This window comes from Streptomyces harbinensis (assembly GCF_900116145.1).
GTDB lineage: Bacteria > Actinomycetota > Actinomycetes > Streptomycetales > Streptomycetaceae > Streptomyces > Streptomyces carpaticus.
The window spans coordinates 107271-125444 of sequence record NZ_FPAB01000001.1; the positions used below are offsets into that span (position 1 = coordinate 107271).

20 protein-coding genes are annotated in these 18174 nt (G+C 73.0%); 11 read left to right on the forward strand and 9 right to left on the reverse strand.

The features are described from left to right. Positions 1-97 precede the first annotated feature (97 nt). Positions 98-802 carry an iron-dependent transcriptional repressor DtxR gene (locus tag BM385_RS00485; RefSeq protein ID WP_019431641.1) on the reverse strand — a complete coding sequence of 235 codons (705 nt, stop codon included), beginning with the start codon at positions 800-802 and terminating at the stop codon, positions 98-100. Between the two features lie 294 nt (positions 803-1096). Here BM385_RS00485 and BM385_RS00490 point away from each other — a divergent pair, with 294 nt between their 5' ends. Beyond that, positions 1097-1894: an SIS domain-containing protein gene (locus BM385_RS00490; RefSeq protein ID WP_019431642.1), complete on the forward strand. Its 798-nt coding sequence runs from the start codon at positions 1097-1099 to the stop codon at positions 1892-1894. 317 nt (positions 1895-2211) lie between these two features. Here BM385_RS00490 and pdxH read toward each other — a convergent pair whose 3' ends face one another. Beyond that, a complete protein-coding gene (gene pdxH / locus BM385_RS00495; RefSeq protein ID WP_093842213.1) occupies positions 2212-2838 on the reverse strand; it encodes a pyridoxamine 5'-phosphate oxidase in 627 nt (208 codons plus the stop codon). A gap of 278 nt (positions 2839-3116) precedes the next feature. Between pdxH and BM385_RS00500 the strand changes: the two genes are divergently transcribed. The 7 genes from BM385_RS00500 (at position 3117) to BM385_RS00525 (ending at position 8502) form a co-directional block, all read left to right on the forward strand. Continuing rightward, positions 3117-4205 (forward strand): methyltransferase domain-containing protein, encoded by a 1089-nt coding sequence (locus BM385_RS00500; protein ID WP_158687152.1) that lies wholly within the window; start codon positions 3117-3119, stop codon positions 4203-4205. Between the two features lie 19 nt (positions 4206-4224). Next, on the forward strand, positions 4225-4365 hold the full coding sequence (locus BM385_RS26945) for a hypothetical protein (protein ID WP_158687153.1): 141 nt from the start codon (positions 4225-4227) through the stop codon (positions 4363-4365). A gap of 115 nt (positions 4366-4480) precedes the next feature. After that, entirely contained in the window at positions 4481-5629 is a 1149-nt protein-coding gene (locus BM385_RS00505) for a sensor histidine kinase (protein WP_093841843.1), read from the forward strand. A gap of 5 nt (positions 5630-5634) precedes the next feature. Beyond that, complete coding sequence (locus tag BM385_RS00510) at positions 5635-6297, forward strand: GNAT family N-acetyltransferase (RefSeq protein ID WP_093841844.1); 663 nt, start codon at positions 5635-5637, stop codon at positions 6295-6297. A gap of 89 nt (positions 6298-6386) precedes the next feature. Next, the gene (locus BM385_RS00515; protein ID WP_093841845.1) at positions 6387-7070 is read left to right on the forward strand and encodes a YqeB family protein; all 684 of its coding nucleotides are present in this window, start codon (positions 6387-6389) and stop codon (positions 7068-7070) included. Between the two features lie 46 nt (positions 7071-7116). Further along, entirely contained in the window at positions 7117-7755 is a 639-nt protein-coding gene (locus BM385_RS00520; protein WP_093841846.1) for a class I SAM-dependent methyltransferase, read from the forward strand. Between the two features lie 99 nt (positions 7756-7854). Further along, positions 7855-8502 carry a pentapeptide repeat-containing protein gene (locus tag BM385_RS00525; RefSeq protein ID WP_093841847.1) on the forward strand — a complete coding sequence of 216 codons (648 nt, stop codon included), beginning with the start codon at positions 7855-7857 and terminating at the stop codon, positions 8500-8502. Here BM385_RS00525 and BM385_RS00530 read toward each other — a convergent pair. Then, complete coding sequence (locus BM385_RS00530; RefSeq protein WP_026047063.1) at positions 8489-9115, reverse strand: formylglycine-generating enzyme family protein; 627 nt, start codon at positions 9113-9115, stop codon at positions 8489-8491. The two genes, BM385_RS00525 and BM385_RS00530, sit on opposite strands and share 14 nt — an antisense overlap. A gap of 31 nt (positions 9116-9146) precedes the next feature. After that, positions 9147-10835: an MFS transporter gene (locus tag BM385_RS00535; RefSeq protein WP_093841848.1), complete on the reverse strand. Its 1689-nt coding sequence runs from the start codon at positions 10833-10835 to the stop codon at positions 9147-9149. 79 nt (positions 10836-10914) lie between these two features. Between BM385_RS00535 and BM385_RS00540 the strand changes: the two genes are divergently transcribed. The 3 genes from BM385_RS00540 to BM385_RS00550 all read left to right on the forward strand — a co-directional run bounded on the left by BM385_RS00540 (position 10915) and on the right by BM385_RS00550 (position 12589). Next, positions 10915-11670 carry a TetR/AcrR family transcriptional regulator gene (locus BM385_RS00540; RefSeq protein WP_019431652.1) on the forward strand — a complete coding sequence of 252 codons (756 nt, stop codon included), beginning with the start codon at positions 10915-10917 and terminating at the stop codon, positions 11668-11670. A gap of 176 nt (positions 11671-11846) precedes the next feature. Then, a complete protein-coding gene (locus tag BM385_RS00545; RefSeq protein WP_019431653.1) occupies positions 11847-12224 on the forward strand; it encodes a hypothetical protein in 378 nt (125 codons plus the stop codon). A gap of 128 nt (positions 12225-12352) precedes the next feature. Then, positions 12353-12589: a chaplin gene (locus tag BM385_RS00550; RefSeq protein ID WP_019431654.1), complete on the forward strand. Its 237-nt coding sequence runs from the start codon at positions 12353-12355 to the stop codon at positions 12587-12589. A gap of 73 nt (positions 12590-12662) precedes the next feature. On the opposite strand, the gene BM385_RS00555 is transcribed toward BM385_RS00550, so the two are convergent. The 5 genes from BM385_RS00555 to BM385_RS00575 all read right to left on the reverse strand — a co-directional run bounded on the left by BM385_RS00555 (position 12663) and on the right by BM385_RS00575 (position 18007). Then, complete coding sequence (locus tag BM385_RS00555) at positions 12663-14189, reverse strand: tripartite tricarboxylate transporter permease (RefSeq protein ID WP_019431655.1); 1527 nt, start codon at positions 14187-14189, stop codon at positions 12663-12665. After that, entirely contained in the window at positions 14189-14848 is a 660-nt protein-coding gene (locus tag BM385_RS00560; protein WP_093841849.1) for a tripartite tricarboxylate transporter TctB family protein, read from the reverse strand. The genes BM385_RS00555 and BM385_RS00560 overlap by 1 nt, the downstream gene beginning before the upstream one ends. After that, positions 14845-15897, reverse strand: a complete 1053-nt coding sequence (locus BM385_RS00565) for a Bug family tripartite tricarboxylate transporter substrate binding protein (RefSeq protein WP_217650926.1) — start codon at positions 15895-15897, stop codon at positions 14845-14847. Before BM385_RS00565 ends, BM385_RS00560 begins: the two co-directional genes overlap by 4 nt. Before the next feature lie 116 nt (positions 15898-16013). Next, on the reverse strand, positions 16014-16493 hold the full coding sequence (locus BM385_RS00570) for a DUF6069 family protein (RefSeq protein WP_019431658.1): 480 nt from the start codon (positions 16491-16493) through the stop codon (positions 16014-16016). Positions 16494-16510: 17 nt separating this feature from the next. Further along, on the reverse strand, positions 16511-18007 hold the full coding sequence (locus BM385_RS00575) for an MFS transporter (protein ID WP_217650927.1): 1497 nt from the start codon (positions 18005-18007) through the stop codon (positions 16511-16513). Positions 18008-18174: the final 167 nt, after the last annotated feature.

Below are 18174 nucleotides of genomic sequence, written 5' to 3' on the forward strand. Positions count from 1 at the left end.
ACGACCCCGAGAGCTCGGGGCTCCGGGTCGTGCTCGGGGGGGTGGGTGAAGGGCCGCCCGCCGGGCGGGCGGCCCACGCTCCGCAGTGCTCTCCGGCTCAGGCCCGGCCGGCCGGGGCCACGAACACGTGCATGGCCACCTCCGCCGTCAGCTCGGCCGCCTCGCCGCCGCTGCCGACCTGCACCCCGCCGCCGGCGCCCGGCGTCACACTGACCGACGCGCCCGGCTGCACCCCGGCGCGGCGCAGGGTGTGCATCACGGAGGTGTCCGTCTGGATCGGCTCCCCGATCCGGCGGACGATCACCGTCTTGCCGCCGTCGGTCTCCATGTCGGTGAGCGCCACCAGACCGCTCCCGAGGAACGCGGCGGGCTCCTCCACCGTCTCGCCCAGCTCGGCCAGCGCCGGGATCGGGTTCCCGTAGGGCGATTCCGTCGGGTGGTTCAGCAGCGCCAGCACGCGGCGCTCGACCGCGTCGCTCATCACGTGCTCCCAGCGGCACGCCTCGGCGTGCACCTGCTCCCACTCCAGGCCGATCACATCGACCAGCAGACACTCGGCGATGCGGTGCTTGCGCATCACCCGCTCGGCGAGCAGCCTGCCCTCCGCGGTCAGCTCCAGATGGCGGTCGCTGGCGACCGACAGCAGGCCGTCCCGTTCCATCCGGGCCACGGTCTGGCTCACGGTCGGACCGCTCTGCTCCAGCCGCTCCGCGATACGGGCACGCATCGGGACCACGTTCTCCTCCTCCAGCTCCAGAATGGTGCGGAGGTACATCTCGGTGGTGTCGATGAGTCCGGACATAAGTGCCCCTCGATAGCTCGTGCGGTGGCCCTGGAACCAATTCTGACGTATGGCGCCGACAAACGAGCCCGCTGCGCGTTACCGCAGCCCTACAAGACCGCTGCCGCCGTATTGACACGGGCGTGCCCATGACCTCACCGTGACGCGTGACCGGCACCCACCCGTGAATGTACATCGTACGCGTACGGTGTACCGGACTCTTCCGGCCGCGTTCCCGGCCGGCGGACACCACCCATGGGCAGTCCGGGTGTCCGGAGGCATCGCGAGGAATCGCACCCACGAGGGGACGGCGCAATGAGCCAGCAGGCACCGCAGCAGGACGCGCAGGACGACGGCATACCCACCGGCGCACTCGGCGACCGGTTCTTCGACGCCGCCATCGCGTTGCTGCGCCGGGTCCAGGACGAGGAGCGCGCCGCCATCGGACGGGCCGGCGCCCTGATCGCCGACACCGTCACGGCCGGCGGGAAACTCTTCGTCTACGGCGCCGGACACTCCGCGCTCCCCGCCCAGGACATCGTCTACCGCGCGGGCGGCCTGGCCCTGGTCAATCTGCTCGCCGTCCCCGGCACCACCGGCGTCAACGTCAACCCCGCGCTGCTGGGCAGCGCCCTGGAGCGGGTCAGCGGCCTGGCCCAGGCCACCCTCGACGCCAGCCCGGCGCACACCGGCGACCTGCTCATCGTCATCTCGCTGTCCGGCCGCAACAGCCTCCCGGTGGAGATGGCCGCCCACGCCAGGACCCGCGGGCTGCGGGTCATCGGCGTCACCTCCCTCGCCTACACCGAGCAGACCGAGCCCCGGCACCCGTCCGGCACCTTCCTCAAGGACCACTGCGACCTCGTCCTGGACAGCAAGATCCCGGTGGGCGACGCCGCGCTGACCAGCCGCCGCATCGGCGCGCCGTTCGCGCCCGCCTCGACGGTCGTGGTCTCCGCGCTGCTCCAGGCCGTGATGGCGGACACCGCCGGCAAGCTCACCGAGCAGGGCGTCGAGCCGCCGCTGCTGCGCTCGGCCAATGTGGACGGCGGACAGGAGTGGAACGAGTCGGTGTACGCCACCCACGCCGACCGCATTCTGTGGCGCCGGTAAAAAACATTTGCCGCTGCCCGGAGCCGGTATTACGGTTCCAGGTACACAGAAGGGAGGTGGTTCGGCAGATGTATCAGATCCGGACGCGTGAGGTGACTGCGGCCTAGGGCCGTCGTCCCACGGAAACGTGGCGCCGGCACCGCCGGCCAATCCCAAGCAGTCACCCGACCCGCGAGCCGCCGGTACCGTCCGGCCGGCTCCCCGAGGCGCCGTCACCGGCACCGAGGGGAACCAGGCTCGCGGGTCGTTCCGTGTGCGGGCGCATTCACCGCGCCGCACACCCGGCCGCCCCGCGGCGGCCCCGCCCGGCCCGCCCCTCAGGGGCAGAGCCGTTCGATCGTCCAGCCGGCGGCACCGGCGCGCACATAGCGCAGCCGGTCGTGCAGCCGGTTCTCCCGCCCCTGCCAGAACTCCACGGTCTCCGGCACCACCCGGTACCCGCCCCACTGCGGCGGCGCGGGCACGTCCGTGTCCTCCGGGTACCGCTCGGCCAGCTCCGTGTAGAGCTGATCGAGATCGGCGCGCGAGGCCACCCGCGAGGACTGCTCGCTCGCCCACGCCCCCAGCTGGGAGCCGTGCGGCCGGGTCCTGAAGTACGCGACGGTCTCGTCCCGCCCGGTCCGCTCGGCCACCCCGCCCACGATCACCTGCCGGGCGATCCCGTGCCACGGGAAGAGCAGCGAGACCTGCGGGTTCGCCTCGATCTCCCGGCCCTTGCGGGAGCCGTGATTGGTGAAGAAGACGAACCCGCGCTCGTCGAACTTCTTCAGCAGGACGGTACGCGAGCTGGGCCGGCCCGCCGGGTCGGCGGTGGAGAGGACCATGGCGTTCGGCTCGGGCAGCCCGCTCTCGGCGGCCTGCCCGAACCACGCGAGGAACTGCGCGAACGGATCGGCCGCGCAGTCCTCCTCCGCCAGCCCGGCCTCCCGGTAGCGGGCGCGCATGGCGGCGGGATCGAGCGAGACGGACGGGGACGGCGCGGCACTGATACGGCGGATGGGATCGTCGGCGTGGGACACGCGCCATATCTTGCAGCATCCCACCGACACCCGCCGCCCGCCCGGACACGGGGCGCGGGGAGCGCACTCCCGGGCCAAAACGGGTGATAGGCGGGCCGAGAGGACGGGGACACATCCCTGCGGCGAATGATTGTCACATGAGCGGGAATCGGCCGCACCATCTCCCGCTTCCACGCGGAAATCCCCTTCGGTACGCTCCCGCCATGAGCGATCGGGTCCCGCAGGGATTTCTGCCTTTTACGGTGCCACGCCACGCGTTCATACCGCGGCAGGCGTGGGCCCGCCCGGAATGGAAAGAGGAATCGCACTGGATCGACAAGGACGCCGATCCCGATCTCTGGTGGAGTACCGTCTACTCGGATTCCGTCATCATCACGCAGATCGACGACGGCCTGACGGAACTCACCGAGGAGACCGTCCGCACCACCTTCAACCTCACCTGTTCTTCTTCGGCGCCCAACCTGGTTTTCACCTTTCTGGAACTGCTGGGGGCGCGACCGGGGCACAAGGTGCTGGAGATCGGTACCGGCACCGGCTGGACAGCGGGCCTGCTGGCTGAGTCGGCCGGTGACGAGCACGTGGTGTCCATCGACGTGGACCCCGCCCTGTCCGCCATCGCCGCGCGGAACCTCGCGGCGGCCGGCCGCTCGCCACGGCTCCTGGTACGCGACGGAGCGCTCGGCGCCCCTGAACACGCTCCCTTCGACGCCGTGCACGTCACCTGCGGGGTACGCGACATCCCCTACGCGTGGGTCGAACAGACACGGCCCGGCGGCCGGATCGTCCTGCCCTGGACGGCCCTCCAGCGGATCGTCGCGCTGACGGTCCACGCGGACGGCACGGCAATGGGCCGCTTCCACGGCGAGTGCTCCTTCATGATGCTCCGCGACCAGCGCCGGCCGCCGGACGGCGAAGTCCCGCCGGACGCGGAGGACGTCGAGTCGGAGTCCACCGCCGATCCGCGCACCGTGGCCGGTCCCTCCCCCGGCCGGACCGCGTACCTGGCCGGGGTGCTGCCCGGGATCAGCGTCTTCGGATGCGACACGGCGAACGGCGGATTCATGGCCATCCTGCACGGCGGGCATTCCCACGCCCGGGTGCGGGACGACGGACAGCGCGTCCTCGTCGAACAGCGCGGTCCGAGAAAACTGTGGGAAGAGGTGGTGGCCGCGCATCAGTCATGGGTGGACACCGGATCACCGGATATCGAGCGATTCGGGCTGTCCGTCACGCCGGCCGGCCAGCAGGTATGGCTCGATTCCCCGGAAAATTCACTCCGGGCCATCCACTGAAGGACAAGGAGATCCCGTCATGGGAAAACATGAGAGCGAACGCCCTGCCTGCCCGGTCTGTCATGGCGATGGCCATCTCGTGATCAGCGGCGACGGTGCGGGAAACAAGAAAAAGGAATTGGTGCCCTGCACCGTGTGCGACGGCACCGGAAAGAGCTGACCCCCATGGGGCCCGGCCGGGCGCCCGCCCGCCCGGCCGGCCCCCTTCTCCCGGCGGTGGCGGGACCGACGAAAGGAGGAGGGCGGCGGTCCGTCGCGCGCCTACGCTGTGGCGCGTGGAACTGGCCAGAACCGAGTACCGGCTGCCCTGGTGGGGCGAGCTGACGCTGGTGGTGTCCCTGTCCGCCGTCTCGGTGTCGGACGCCGCCGTGTCGGCCGGCGGGGCGCACGCCGCCGTCCCGTCCGTCGTCGCCTCGCTCGTCGCGGGCGCCGCGCTGCCGCTGCGCTACCGGCATCCGCTGCCCATCGCCGGGGTGGCCGTGGCCGCCGCCGGGCTGTTCGGGGCCATGCTGCCGTTGCTGCTCATGGCCTTCCATCTGACCGCGCACCGCCGCGCCCGGGTCGCCGCCGCGGGCATCGTCACCGCGCTGGCCGTCAATCTGCTGATCCAGCCGCCGCTCAGCCTGTGGACGCCGCGCGCGTACGGGCCGTGCGCGCTGTTCATCGTCGCCATGGTGCTCGGCCTGTGGGCCGCCGCCAGCCGGCGGCTCGCCGACGCGCTGGGCGAGCGGCTCGGCCATCTGCACCGGGAGCGCGAGCTGCGCGAGCAGGCCGCCCGCAGCTCGGAGCGCACCGCCATCGCCGGCGAGATGCACGACGTGCTGGCGCACCGGCTCAGCCTCATCGCCCTGCACAGCGGCGTGCTCGCCAACCGCGCCGACCAGCTGGACCCGGTCACCGCCGACCGGGTGCGGCTGCTGCGCACCGCCTCCACCGACGCGCTCGCCGATCTGCGGCACGTGCTCGGGGCGCTGCGCGCGCAGGACACGGCGGCGGACCGGGAGCCGACCCTGCGGGAGCTGGGCGAGCTGATCGACACCGCGCGCGAGGCCGGGCAGCTCATCGACGCCGACCTGGACGAGCCGGGTGACGCGATCGCCCCGGCCGCGCACCGGCTCGCGGTATACCGGCTGGTGCAGGAGGCGCTGAGCAACGCCCGCCGGCACGCCCCGCACACCCCGGTGCGAGTGGTGGTCAGGTACGGGCCGCTCGCCACCGTCGCCGACATCAGCAATCCGCTGCCGCGGAACGGGGAGACCGGCGGCGATCCGCCGGGGTTCGGCCTGGTCGGCCTGCGCGAGCGGGTGCAGTCGCTGGGCGGCACCCTGACCGCGGGAGCGGACGGCGGCCACTGGCGGCTGAGCGCCCGCATACCCACGGGGGCGCCCCGGCCGGCGGCACAGGCGTACCGTTCGGACATGTGAGTGACATGTGGACGGACGACGTACCGGGCCTGATCCGCTGCTGGGCGGCCGGCTACGCCCTCTCCCGGGATCTGCCGCCGCCGGACGAGGAGCCGTGGGGGCTGCGGCTGGACGTCGGGCTGCCGCACCAGCGGGCCCGGCACGTGCTGCCGGACGCCGACGAGGTCACCGTCCGCAAGGTCGCCCGGCACATCGAGGACACCGGTGAGCCGTGCGTGTGGATCAAGACCGGCCTGCCGAACGCGACAGTGGCCGCTCTGCTCGGCCCCGACTGGACCCCCAACGACCCCGGCTATCTGATGAGCACACCGGTACGTTCCCGGGAGCCGGCGCCACCGCCACCCGCCGGGTACACGGCGGTGCAGGGCAGCCAGCACGGCGTCACCCGGATACGGCTGCTCACCCCGGACGGTACGGAGGCCGCCTCCGGGCAGGTCGCGCTCGGCCGGGGCGCCACCGTCGCCGTGGTCGACCGGATCGAGACCCACCCGGACCACCGGCGCCGGGGCCTGGGCTCCGTGGTCGTCCGCACCCTGACGGCCGCCGCCGCGTCCGCCGGGGCCGGCCACGCGGTGCTGAGCGCCAGCCCCGAGGGCAGGGCGCTGTACACGGCGCTGGGCTGGCGGTTCCTGGGGCCGTTCGGCAGCTTCATCCACCGCGCCCTGTGACCGGGGGCCGGGGACCGCGCGACGAAAGTGCGGGCAAACGCTACTTTCGGCCACTGTGGTGCCGGGCAGGAGGTTCCTAGCCTGGCGGAGTGGACGACACGACGACCGAACTGGCCTTCCCGCGCCGCGATCTGCTGCTGATCCTGCTGGGCTTCCCCGCCCTGGGCGCGGTCCTCGCCTGGGTGCTGCCCGGCCTCGCGCACCAGGCCGTCACCCGGCTGCCGTGGCTGCCGTTCGAGGGCCCGCTGCGCCTGGTCGCCGGGATCGACCAGCTCTGGCAGCGCGGCCTGTTCGTGGCGGTCGGCGTGGCGGCGGGGCTGCTGGTGGCGTTCATCGCGGTCAGCGAGTCGATGAAGCTGACGCTCACCGACGAGGTGCTGACCGTCGAGAAGGACGACACCACCCGGCGCTTCGCCCGCGCCGACATCTCGGCGGTCTTCCCCGACGGCAAGGAACTGGTCGTCCTGGACCGCACATCACGGCCGCTGGTGCGCGGCGCGTACCAGGCGCCCCCGGCGGCCGTGGCCGCCGCCTTCCAGCGGCACGGCTACCCCTGGTCGAAGGCCGATCCGCACTCCGCCGCCTTCCGCCGCTGGGTGCCGCACGCGCCGGAGCTGTCGGCCGAGGCCCATGTCGTCCTCGCCGCCCGCAAGGACGCCCGGCGCCGCAAGGCGGAGGAGGAGGTCCGCGATCTGACGGAGACCCTCGGCCGGCTCGGCTACGTGGTCCGCGACGACGACGGACACCAGCACTGGCGGCCCGTCACCGGCTGACGGCGCGGCGCCCGCGCCCCCGCCGCCCTGTGGCAGGCTGCGCCGCATGCCCTTCGACCACAACGACCACTACCACCGGCTGCTGCTGCGCACGATAGGCCGCGCCTCCGGCGGTACCGGTGGCCGGGCGCTGGACGTCGGCTGCGGGACCGGCCGGTTCGCGCGGCGGCTGGCGGCGGCCGGGTACACGGTGGACGCCATCGATCCGAGCGCGGAGGTCATCGCCGAGGCCCGCGCCGCGTCCGGCACCGGAGACGGGGACGGGGACGGGGACAACCCGCGCTACCGGCAGGCGGACATCACCACCACCGCGCTGCCCGCCGGGCACTACGACGTCATCACCGCGCTGGCGAGCATCCACCACGTCCCGTTCGCCACGGTGGCCCGGCTGCGGGACGCCCTCGCCCCCGGCGGCACCCTGGTGATCCTGGGCTGCGCCCCGGAGAGCGGACCGGTGGACCTGCTCCGCGCCGCCGTCGCCGTCCCGGCGAACGCGGTGGCCCGCCTCGCCGTATGGACCCGCGACCGCGCCACCGGACGGCAGGTACCCGCCAAACCCCCGGTCGCCGAACCCACCCTGCCGCTGCCCGCGATCCGCCGGCAGGCCGCCACCCTCCTGCCGGGCGCCACCGTGCGCCGCAAGCTGTTCTGGCGCTACCTCCTCGTCTACCGGCACCCGCGGTGATCACCGCCCGCGCCCGGTCACGGGGAGGGCGCCGGGCGCCGGGTCCCGCATGCTGGGGTACGCCCGCGACACCGACCGACCGACCCACGGGAGCCACGCATGCCACGCGAACTCGCCGATCTGCCGTTCGCCGACCATCTCCGGCCGTTCGACGGGGTGCTGGAGCCCGAGGCGAATGTCGACACGGTCCATCTCGATGGTCTGGACTTCGACGACGTACCGGCCGCCGGCAGCCGGTTCACCGAGGCGGCGCTCAGCTCGGTGACGTTCTCCGGGGGCCGGCTGCGGCGGTCGCGGTTCTCGGACGTGTGGATGGACACCGTCCGGTGGATGGGGACCGATCTGGTCGAGAGCAGCTGGCTGGACGTGGAGCTGAACGGCGGCGCGCTGGCCGGGATCCAGCTGTTCGACGCGCGGCTGCGCCGGGTCGCCTTCTCGCACTGCAAGCTGGACGCGGTGAATCTGCGGGCGGCGGCGCTGCACGAGGTCACCTTCACGGACTGCGTGCTGCGCGACGTGGACTTCGGCGGTGCCACGCTCACCTCGGTGTCCTTCCCCGGCAGCAGCCTGGAGGGCGTACGGCTGGGCAAGTCCCGTCTGGCGAAGGTGGATCTGCGCGGCGCCAAGCGGCTGGACATCGCCGAGGGCTACGACGCGCTGCGGGGCGCGACCGTCAGCTCCCTCCAGCTGATGGAACTGGCCCCGGCGCTGGCGCAGTCGCTCGGCATCACCGTCACGGACCGCTGAGGGTGCGGGCGAGGCGGAAGCCCACGTCGTCGATCCGCAGGGTGGGGTGGCTGCGGCGGCGCACCGAGGCGCGGCAGCTCCAGTGGGCGTCGAACCAGCCGCCGCCGCGCAGCACCCGGTAGTCGCCGTACACCTCGGGGTCGTACCGGTCCCAGCACCACTCCCAGACGTTGCCCAGCATGTCGTACAGGCCGAAGGCGTTGGGCTGTCTGCCGCCGACGGGGTGCGGGCGTTCGCCGGAGTTGCCGCGGTACCAGGCGATGGCGTCCAGCTCGCCGTACCGGGCGCCGCCGGTGCCGGCGCGGCAGGCGTACTCCCATTCGGCCTCGGTCGGCAGCCGGTAGCCGGGCGAGGCCGGGTCCCACCGCGCCGTCCGCTCGCCGTCGATGCGGTACGCGGGCGGCAGACCCTCGCGCGCGGAGCGGGCGTTGCAGTGCCGGACGGCGTCCCACCAGGACACCTCGGTGGCCGGCAGCGCCCCGTCCGGCCCGGTGACCGGGGTGGCGGCCAGCTCGAACGGCGCCACCTCCACCGTCCAGCTGCGCCGCGTGCGCCGGTCGGACAGGGTGACGGACCCGCCCGGGAGGCGCCGCGGCGGAAGGTGTGTCCCCATGCCGGGAGCGTAGCCCCGCCCCGGGGCCGGGTCAGGGGCCGGGCCGGTCACGGGCGCGGGCGTGGAGCAGCTTCCAGCCGGTCCACAGGAGGTCGGCGAGGACGAGGTACGTCCAGATCTTGCCCGCGCCGTAGATCCAGCGGGCCAGGTCGCCGTCCCGGTGGCCGCCGTTGAGGGTGGCGAGCAGGTCCTCGGTGAACAGGTCCTGGATCCAGGAGAGATCGGCGGCGAGCAGGGCGAGCTGGGCGAGGGCGAACAGGGCGACCCGCTGGGCCAGGGCACGGGCGAGCGCCCGCGGTCCGGGCTCGGGCTCGGGCTCGGGTTCCCGGGTGGGGGTGGCGGTGTCCGGCTGCGGGGCGGGTTCGGGTTGCGGGGTCGGGGCCGGTTCCGGGGCGGGGGCCGGGGACGGAGCCGGCGGGAGGTCGCTGACGCCCAGGCGGCGCAGCGCGGCCGGGGAGATGACCGCGCCGGAGGCGAGCACGGCCGCCGCGAGCAGGCAGCAGACCGTCCAGTCGGCGCGGTCGTACAGCCACCCGGCCGCCAGGGCGCCGACCAGCGCACCGAACAGGCCGGCCGACTCGTACACGCCCATGCCGCGTCCGGTGTGCGGGCCGGACGCCTCGGCGATCACCGCCTGCTGGATCGGCATGACGGCGGCCCAGGACAGCCCGCTGAGGATCCACAGGGCGGCGATCGCGTACGGGTGGGGGACGAGGGCCAGTCCGGTGGCGAAGGCCGCGCCGGACAGGGCGGCGGCGGCCAGGACGCGGGAGCGGCCGAAGCGGACCGCGTACCGGTGCAGGGGTTCGGCGGCCAGGCTCATGGCGATGGCGCCGGGGAGGAAGACCAGGGCGATGTTCAGGGCGTCCAGGTCGTGTTCGCGCTGGAGGTGCAGCAGCAGGAGCAGCGAGAGCGTGGCCTCGGCGGTCATGGTGAGCGCGACGGCCAGCAGCATGGGGCGCAGCCGGCGGCCGATCGCGGCGATGCCCGTGCCCGGCGCGTTGCCCCGGGCGGCGGCGTCCGGGACGGGGCCGCCCGAAGCCGGGGCCGGAGCCAAGACGCCGCCCGTGCCCGGGGCGGGGGCACCGTCCCCGGCGGGAGCGGCGGCCCCCGTGCCCGTGCCCGGGGCGGCGGCGGGCGGCGGGCCGGCGGGGGCGCGCAGCAGCAGGACGGCGGCCACCAGGCAGGCGGCCGAGCAGAGCAGGAAGACGCCCGCGTAGTCGATGCCGGGCAGCAGGGCGAGTCCGGGGACGAAGGCGGCCCAGGAGCCGGTCTCCTGGGCGGCGAACAGCCGGGGGAAGACGGCGGAGTCCTCGGCGAGGCGTTCGCTGACGATGGCGCTGATCGTGACCCACAGCAGGGCGCCGCCGATGCCGCCGAGGGCGGCGGCCAGGCAGGCGGACAGCGGCCCGGTGGCGACCGCGTAGCCGGCGGCGGAGGCGGCGTACAGCGCCGCTCCCGCCGCCGCGACCCGGCGGCGGTCGCGGGTGTCGGCGAGGACGCCGGCGAGCGGGCGGGCGAGGAGGGAGAGCGCGAGTTCGACGGCGAGCAGGATGCCGGTCTCGGTGGCGCTGAGGCCGATGGCGGCGCCGGCCCACAGGGGCAGCAGGAAGTCGAGGAGTTCGTTGGGGCCGTTCGTCAGGGTGGCGGCGAGCAGGGTGGCGCGTTCGCGCCGCCGGCCCCGGCCGCTGTCCGTGGGTTGTCCGGTGTCGGTGGTCATGTCCGGTGCTCCGCCCCTCGTTCTCAAACTCCGAACGCCGTTCGGTGATAGTAGCCCGAACGGTAGCCTGGCGGTCGAGATGAGTGCGAAGGAGAATCAGCGGCGCATCCTCGGCCTGCTCTGGGACGACCCGGCCACCCGGCCGTCCGGCACCCGGGGACCGGGGCGCGGGCTGACCCGGGAGCAGATCGTGACCGCCGCCATCGAGGTGGCCGAGGCGGAGGGCCTGCCCGCGGTGTCCATGCGCCGGGTCGCGGCCGAACTGGGCGTGGGCACCGCCTCGCTGTACACCTACCTGCGCGGCAAAGCCGAACTCGAAGCCCTGATGCTGGACGCCGTGGCCCTCGGCGACACCCTGCCGCACGAATGGCCCGGCGACTGGCGCGCCAAGCTGGAGGCGTGGGCCATGGACGACTGGGCGGCGATCCGCCGCCACCCGTGGACCCTGCGGCTGCACGGCGCCGACCGGCTGCCCGGGCCGAACCAGCTGCGCTGGCTGGACTCGATGCTGCGTGTCTTCGAGGACACCGGGCTGACGGAGCCGGAGAAGCTGGCGGCGGTGGAGGCGCTGGACGCCTACAGCCGGGGCCTCGGGCTGCTGCTGGCGGAGGTGGAGGCACCGGCCGACGCCGAACCGTACGACGTGGCGGGCCGCAACGAGGGACTGCGCGAACTGGTGGACTTCAGCCGGTACCCCGCGCTGCTCGCCGCCATCCGCGCCGGGGCCAGCCCGTACGCCGGTGACCCCTTCCCGTTCGGGCTGCACCGGCTGCTGGACGGCATCGAAGCCCTGATCGCCCGCCGTACCGCTGAACGAGGGGACCGGGCGGAGTAGGCCGGCGAACGATCGGATACGTCTCGCCGCCCGTTCACCCGCCGTCAGCTGCGATCGATACGGAAAGCGACGGTAGGCGCCGGGAGGGACGGGGCACGACCTCCGCTGTGCCGCCCGTCACGGGGGACGGCATCCACACCCGGGAAAGCCGGGTCAACCGGAGAAGCGGAGAGCACATGCGCACCAGCATCACCAAGGCCCTGATCACCGCCGCCGCCGGGCTCGTCCTGGCGGGAGCCGCCGCCGCACCCGCCGCCGCCGCACCCGCCGCCGCGCCGCACCAGGCCCGTACCGCCCCGGCGGTCACCACGGCGACCGGCAACATCACCACCTGGATCCAGGGGAACGTCCGCAAGGGCGCCTCCACCAGCTACGACATCGCGTACACGGTCACCGCCAACCAGCAGCTCATGGGGGTGTGCTGGCTCACCGGCGGCACCGTGGACGCCAACGGCATCAGCCACAACACCTGGGTGAAGCTCTCCGACGGCAACTACATCTGGGGCGGCCTGCTCAAGGGCGACACCAAGGGCGGCATCTCCACCAAGTGCTGACGGCCGCCGCCGTATCCGGACGAGGGCGCGCCCTCGAACAGGTGAATACGGAGAAATGATCGATCCGGGCGTTCTGATCGGTTACGACGTTCTGCGTCGTTCCATCCGTTTTCCGCACTGGAGACAACATGCGTATTCGTACCGCCATCGCCGCCACCGCCCTGGCGGCCGCCGGTGTCCTGGGTGCCGCCGGTACCGCCTCCGCCGACGCCGAGGCCATCGGTGTCGCCACCCACTCCCCGGGCGTCCTGTCCGGCAACGTCGTCCAGGTCCCGATCGAGCTGGGCCTGAACGTCTGTGGCAACACGGTCAACATCCTCGCGTTCCTGAACCCCACGTTCGGCAACGTCTGCGTCATCGACTGACGCACCGCACCCCCCACGCGCAGCCGCCCGCACCCCTCGGGGTACGGGCGGCTGTCGCGTGTCGCGGAAGCCGTCAGGCCACCAGTTCGCGCTGGGCCGCCCGGCGCCGGCGCGCGGTACGGACCCGGTTCACCGCCGTGAGGACGATGGCGCCCGCCAGCAGCGTGTACAGCGTCACCGCGATCCCGCTGTCGAACAGCACCGTCACATCGCCCTCGCTCACCGCCAGCGCCCGCCGCAGCTCGGTCTCGGCCAGCGGGCCGAGGATCACCGCGATCAGCACCGGCGCCAGCGGCAGCCCGTAGCGCCGCATCATGAAGCCCAGCAGGCCGATGCCCAGCAGCAGCATCAGGTCGAACGCCGAGGCCGAGGTGGCGTAGATGCCCAGCCCGCAGAAGACCGTGATGCCCGCGTACAGATAGTGCCGGGGCACCAGCAGCAGCTTGGCCCACATCGGGGCGAACGGCAGATTGATGATCAGCAGCACGATCATGCCGATGAACAGCGAGGCGAGCAGCGTCCACACCAGCTCGCTGTTGCGCTCGAACAGCAGCGGGCCGGGCTGCATCCCGTATTGCTGGAACGCCGCCAGCATGATGGCCGCCGTCGCCGAGGTCGGCAGGCCGAGCGCCAGCAGCGCGCCCATCGCCGAGCCGGCCGTGGCGTTGCCCGCCGCCTCCGGGCCCGCCACGCCCTGGATGGCGCCCTTGCCGAACATCCGCTTCTTGCGCCGCTTGTCCAGCCGCTTCTCGGTGGCGTACGAGAGGAAGGTGGGCACCTCGGAGCCGCCGACCGGGATCACCCCGAACGGTACGCCGAAGCCCGCGCCGCGCAGCCACGCCGGCCAGGCCAGCTTGACGTCGCCCCGGCTCAGCCACGGCCGCCCGGTGAAGGCGACGCGCGGCGCCGGCGGGTCGCGGTGGATGCGGGAGGCCACGAAGAGCACCTCGCCCAGGGCCAGCAGACCGACCGTGATGACGACGATCGACACGCCGTCGAACAGCGGCGGCAGATCGAGGGTGAAGCGCGAGGCGCCGGAGGAGCCGTCGATGCCGATCAGGGCCAGCGAGAGGCCGATGACCAGCGAGATCGAGCCCTTGATGACGGAGTCGGCGACGACGGTCGCGGTCGCGGCGAACGCGAAGACGGCCAGCGCGAAGTACTCGGCGGGCCCGAAGAGACCGGCCAGGTCCGCCAGGTGCGGGGCGAAGAACACCACCAGGGTGGTGGCGATGATGCCGCCGATGAACGCGCCGATGGCGGAGGTGGCCAGCGCCTGCGGGGCCCGGCCGGCCTTGGCCATCCGGTGGCCCTCGAAGGTGGTGGCGATGGCCGAGCTGTTGCCGGGCGTGTTCAGCAGGATGCCGGTCGTCGAGTCGCCGAACAGACCGCCGTAGTAGACACCGGCGAACATGATGAACGCGCCGGTCGGGTCCAGGCTGAAGGTCACCGGCAGCAGCAGCGCCACCGCCATCGCCGAGCCGAGGCCCGGCAGCACGCCGACCGCCGTACCGAGCATGGCGCCGACGACGACCCACAGCAGGTTCATCGGGGTGAAGGCCCCGCCGAAACCCTCCAGGAGATGCGAGAGCTGATCCATCAGAGCACCCCTCCCAGAATGCCGGAGGGCAGGTTGAGGCCGAGCCCGGCGGAGAACGCGAGCTGGACGACGGCGGAGACGGCGAGCGACAGGCTCACGTCGAACACCGGCCGCTTGCCGTCCAGGGCGTAGGCCACCCCGAAGAACAGCAGCGCGGCGGAGAGCAGCCAGCCGACCGGTTCGAGGGCCACCGTGAACAGCAGGAAGGTGCCGACGATGATGCCGACGCTGCGCCAGTCGGTGTGGGTGCGGTACGCCGGCTCCGCCGCCGTGGCGCGGGTGGCGCCGGGCGCGCGGTCAGCGGCCCCGGGGGTGCCGTCCGCCGCGGGTTCCCGGCCCGGGTCAAGGTCCTGGTCAAGGTCCTGCTCCGGGTCCTGCTCGGTGCCGGGCGGCGCCGGGGGCGGGCTCGGGTTGCGGATGATCTGCCAGGTCAGCACCGCCGCCAGGACGTACGCCAGCCCCGTGATGATCCACGGGAAGAACTGCGGCCCCGGGGAGGCGGCGGTCGGCGGCACCGTCATGGTGAGGGTGCCGTGGGTCAGGAAGACGGCGAGCGCCAGCAGCACGGCGACGACGACGAACTCGCTGCGGCCCTTCCAGAAGGACGGCCGGTCCGCCCCGGGCGGCGCGGGCACCGGTTTCTCGGTCGTGGTGGTCACAGTCCCAGCTCCTCCACGATCTCGTCGATGCGTGCGGTCTCGGCGGCCAGGAACTCCTCGAACTCCTCGCCCACCATGAAGGTGTCCTTCCAGCGGTTGCGGGTCACGGCGTCCGCCCACTCCTCCGACTGCGCCATCTCGGTGACGATGGCGCGCAGTTCGGCGATCTCCTCCTCCGTGAGCCCGGGAGCGGCCACCACGCCGCGCCAGTTGGGCAGCGCCAGATCGACGCCCTGCTCGGCGAAGGTCGGCACCTCTATGCCGTCGATCGGCTGCTCGGCGGAGAGCCCGAGCGCCCGGAAGCGGCCGGTCTCGATCTGGTCGGAGAAGTCGTTGTAGCCGCTGATCCCGGCGTCCACGGTGTGCGACAGCAGCGCGGTGGTGACCTCGCCGCCACCCGCGTACGCCAGGTAGTTGAGCCGGCCGGGGTCGATGCCGGCCTCACGCATCAGCAACCCCGCCAGCAGGTGGTCCGTACCGCCCAGCGAGCCGCCGCCGATGGCCGTGCCGCTGGGGTTGGCGGCCCAGGTCTCCAGCAGGTCGTCCAGCGTCTCGAACGGCGAGTCGGCCGGCACCACCACGACCAGGTAGTCGTCGGCGAGCCGGGCGATGGGGGTGACGTCGTCCATCGTGTGCTCGGAGCCGGTGACGTTGATGCCGCCGAGCATGACGGTGCCGGTGACCATCAGCAGCGACTCGTCGCCCTTGCGGCCCACCGTCTGGCTCAGGCCGATGGTGCCGGCCGCGCCGGGCACGTTCACCACCTGGACGTTGTTGACGGCGCCGGAGGAGCGCAGCGCCTGCTGCGACTCCCGGGCCGCGAGATCCCAGCCGCCGCCCGGTGCGGCCGGGGCCATCAGCGTGAGGTTGGTACGGGCGCTGCCGCCCCCGGCGTGCGAGGAGGCGTCGACGACCGCCAGGGCCACCAGGGCGAGCACGACGACCCCGTACAGGCCGGCGAACACCGGCCGCCGCGGGCGCCGGATGCCCAGCCGGCCCTGCCACACCTCCCTCGCGGCGCTGCGCGGGTGGTGTTCCGGATTGCTCATGTGCACCTCAGACAGTTCAACGCGTCGCCGCGGCCCCTCGGTCCCGTTCGCGGGGGCGGCGTAAGCGGACATGCTGCCTGCCGGGTCGGCCGGTGTCTGCGGTCTCGCGGGTTAGGTCAGTTAGTGAGGGTTTTGGTCTTTGTGTTCGAACCGGCGCCCTCCCCGGCGCCGCCCCTGCGGAACAGGGGGATGACGGCGGCGCCGACGGCCAGGTGCATCAGGGCGAGGGCGGCCGTGGTGCCGCCGTCGGCCTCGATGCCGAAGAGCGGCATGAAGGAGACGAGGAGGACGACGAGCGCCACGATGGTCCACGTCCGCAGACCACGGGCGGTGAAGCGCTCCAGGAGAGCGAGCAGGCCCCAGCCGGCCGCCGCGGCGAGGACGGCGAAGCCGATGGACATCGCCGCCGTGACGTCGGTGGGGTCGGCGTCGCCCTGGACGACGCTCATATCGGCACCGGCGGCGTTGGCGATGATCCAGATCAGGGCGGCGGCGACGCCGGCGGCGGCAACGCCGATCGCTCGCGGCTGCCAGGGGCCCGGGCGGTTGGCCGCCGGGGCCTGGCCGGCCTGGGAGGACTGGGTGTTCGTGGTCATGTGGTCTCTCCTTGACATCAGCTGTGGGCTGCGGGTCGGTTGCCGGCGGCGGCGTGCTCTTCCTCGCCGGTGGGGGGCGGTCCGGGCGGACCGGCGGGCGGCGCGGGCTGGGGCCGCAGGACGAGGACGGCGACGGCGAGGCCGAGCACGGTCACGCCGGCGGTGATGAGGAACGCCAGCTGGAAGCCCTCGTTGAGGGCGTTGACCGGTTCTCCGCCGTCCGCGATGAGCGCGTTGGTGTGGGCGGTGGCGATGGCGGCGAGTGCGGCGATGCCGAGGGTGTCGCCGATCATCCCGGAGGTGCCCGCGACGCCGGAGGCCAGACCGACCTCATCGGGTGAGCGCACCGACATGCTGATCATCATCACGGCGGGCATCACGAGGCCGCCGCCCACGCCGACCAGCAGGGCCACCGGCAGGAAGTCCACGACGTACACCGGATCGACCGGCACCCGGGCGGCCAGCGCCAGACCGGCCACGACCAGGAGCAGACCGCCGATGAGGACGGTGCGCGGCCCGTAGCGCATGTTGAGCCGGGCGAAGAGCGCCAGGGAGCAGATGGCCGAGACGACGGCCAGCGGCAGGAAGGCGAACGCGGTGGACAGCGGCGAGTGGCCGACGACCTGCTGGAGGTAGAGGGCGATGAGGATGTTGAACGGCACGGTGCTGGCGGTGAAGAGCAGATGGACGATGTTGCCGCCGGCGAGGTTGCGGTTGCGGAAGACGCCGAGCCGCACCAGCGGGACGGCCGCGGTGGCCTCGCGGATCAGGAAGCCGATGAACAGGGCGACGGCGGCGCCGCCGAACCCGAGGGTGTGGCCGGAGGACCAGCCGTAGTCGGGGACGGTGGCGATGGTGTAGACGCCCAGCAGCAGTGCGCTGGTGACGAGGGCGGCGCCGATGACGTCGGCTCCGGCGCCGAGGCCGGGGCCCCGGTCGTCGGGGACCAGCCGGGCCGCGAGGTAGAGGGCGACCACGCCGATCGGGACGTTGACGTAGAACACCCAGTGCCAGCTGATGCCGTGGGAGAGGACGCCGCCCGCGATGATGCCGAACGAGGCGCCGGCGGCCTGGGCGAAGCCGGAGGCCCCCATGGCCATGCCGCGCTCGCGCGGGTCGGTGAACAGCGTCACGATGATGCCCATCACGACGGCGAAGGCCATCCCGGCGCCGGTGCCCTGGATGAAGCGCATCGCGATGAGCACTTCCTGGTTCCAGGCGAGCCCGGCGAAGGCCGAGGCGGCGGTGAAGGTGGTCAGACCGATGAGGAACATCCGCTTGCGGCCGACGAGATCGCCCAGCCGTCCGGAGAGCAGCAGAACGCCGCCGAAGCCGAGGGTGTAGGCGTTGGTGACCCAGGCGAGCCGGGCCTGGTCGATGCCCAGGTCCTCCTGGATGGAGCGCAGGGCCACCGTCACGATGCTGATGTCCACGACGATCATCAGCTGCATCGAGCAGAGCACCGCGAACGCGACCCATCGGGTGCGGCCGGGCGGGGGGACGGGTTCGGTCATGGGACGCCTCCTGGCTCCTCCGCGACGACACCAGCAGGACCGAACTATACCTTCCCGTTTCTCATTGTCTACTTCAAAACTATATTCCTGCGGATCGCCGCATGCGGATGATCGCTTTCGCAATCGTTTTGCTGACGAACTTTCCGGTTGCGGTCGATCCGCTACGC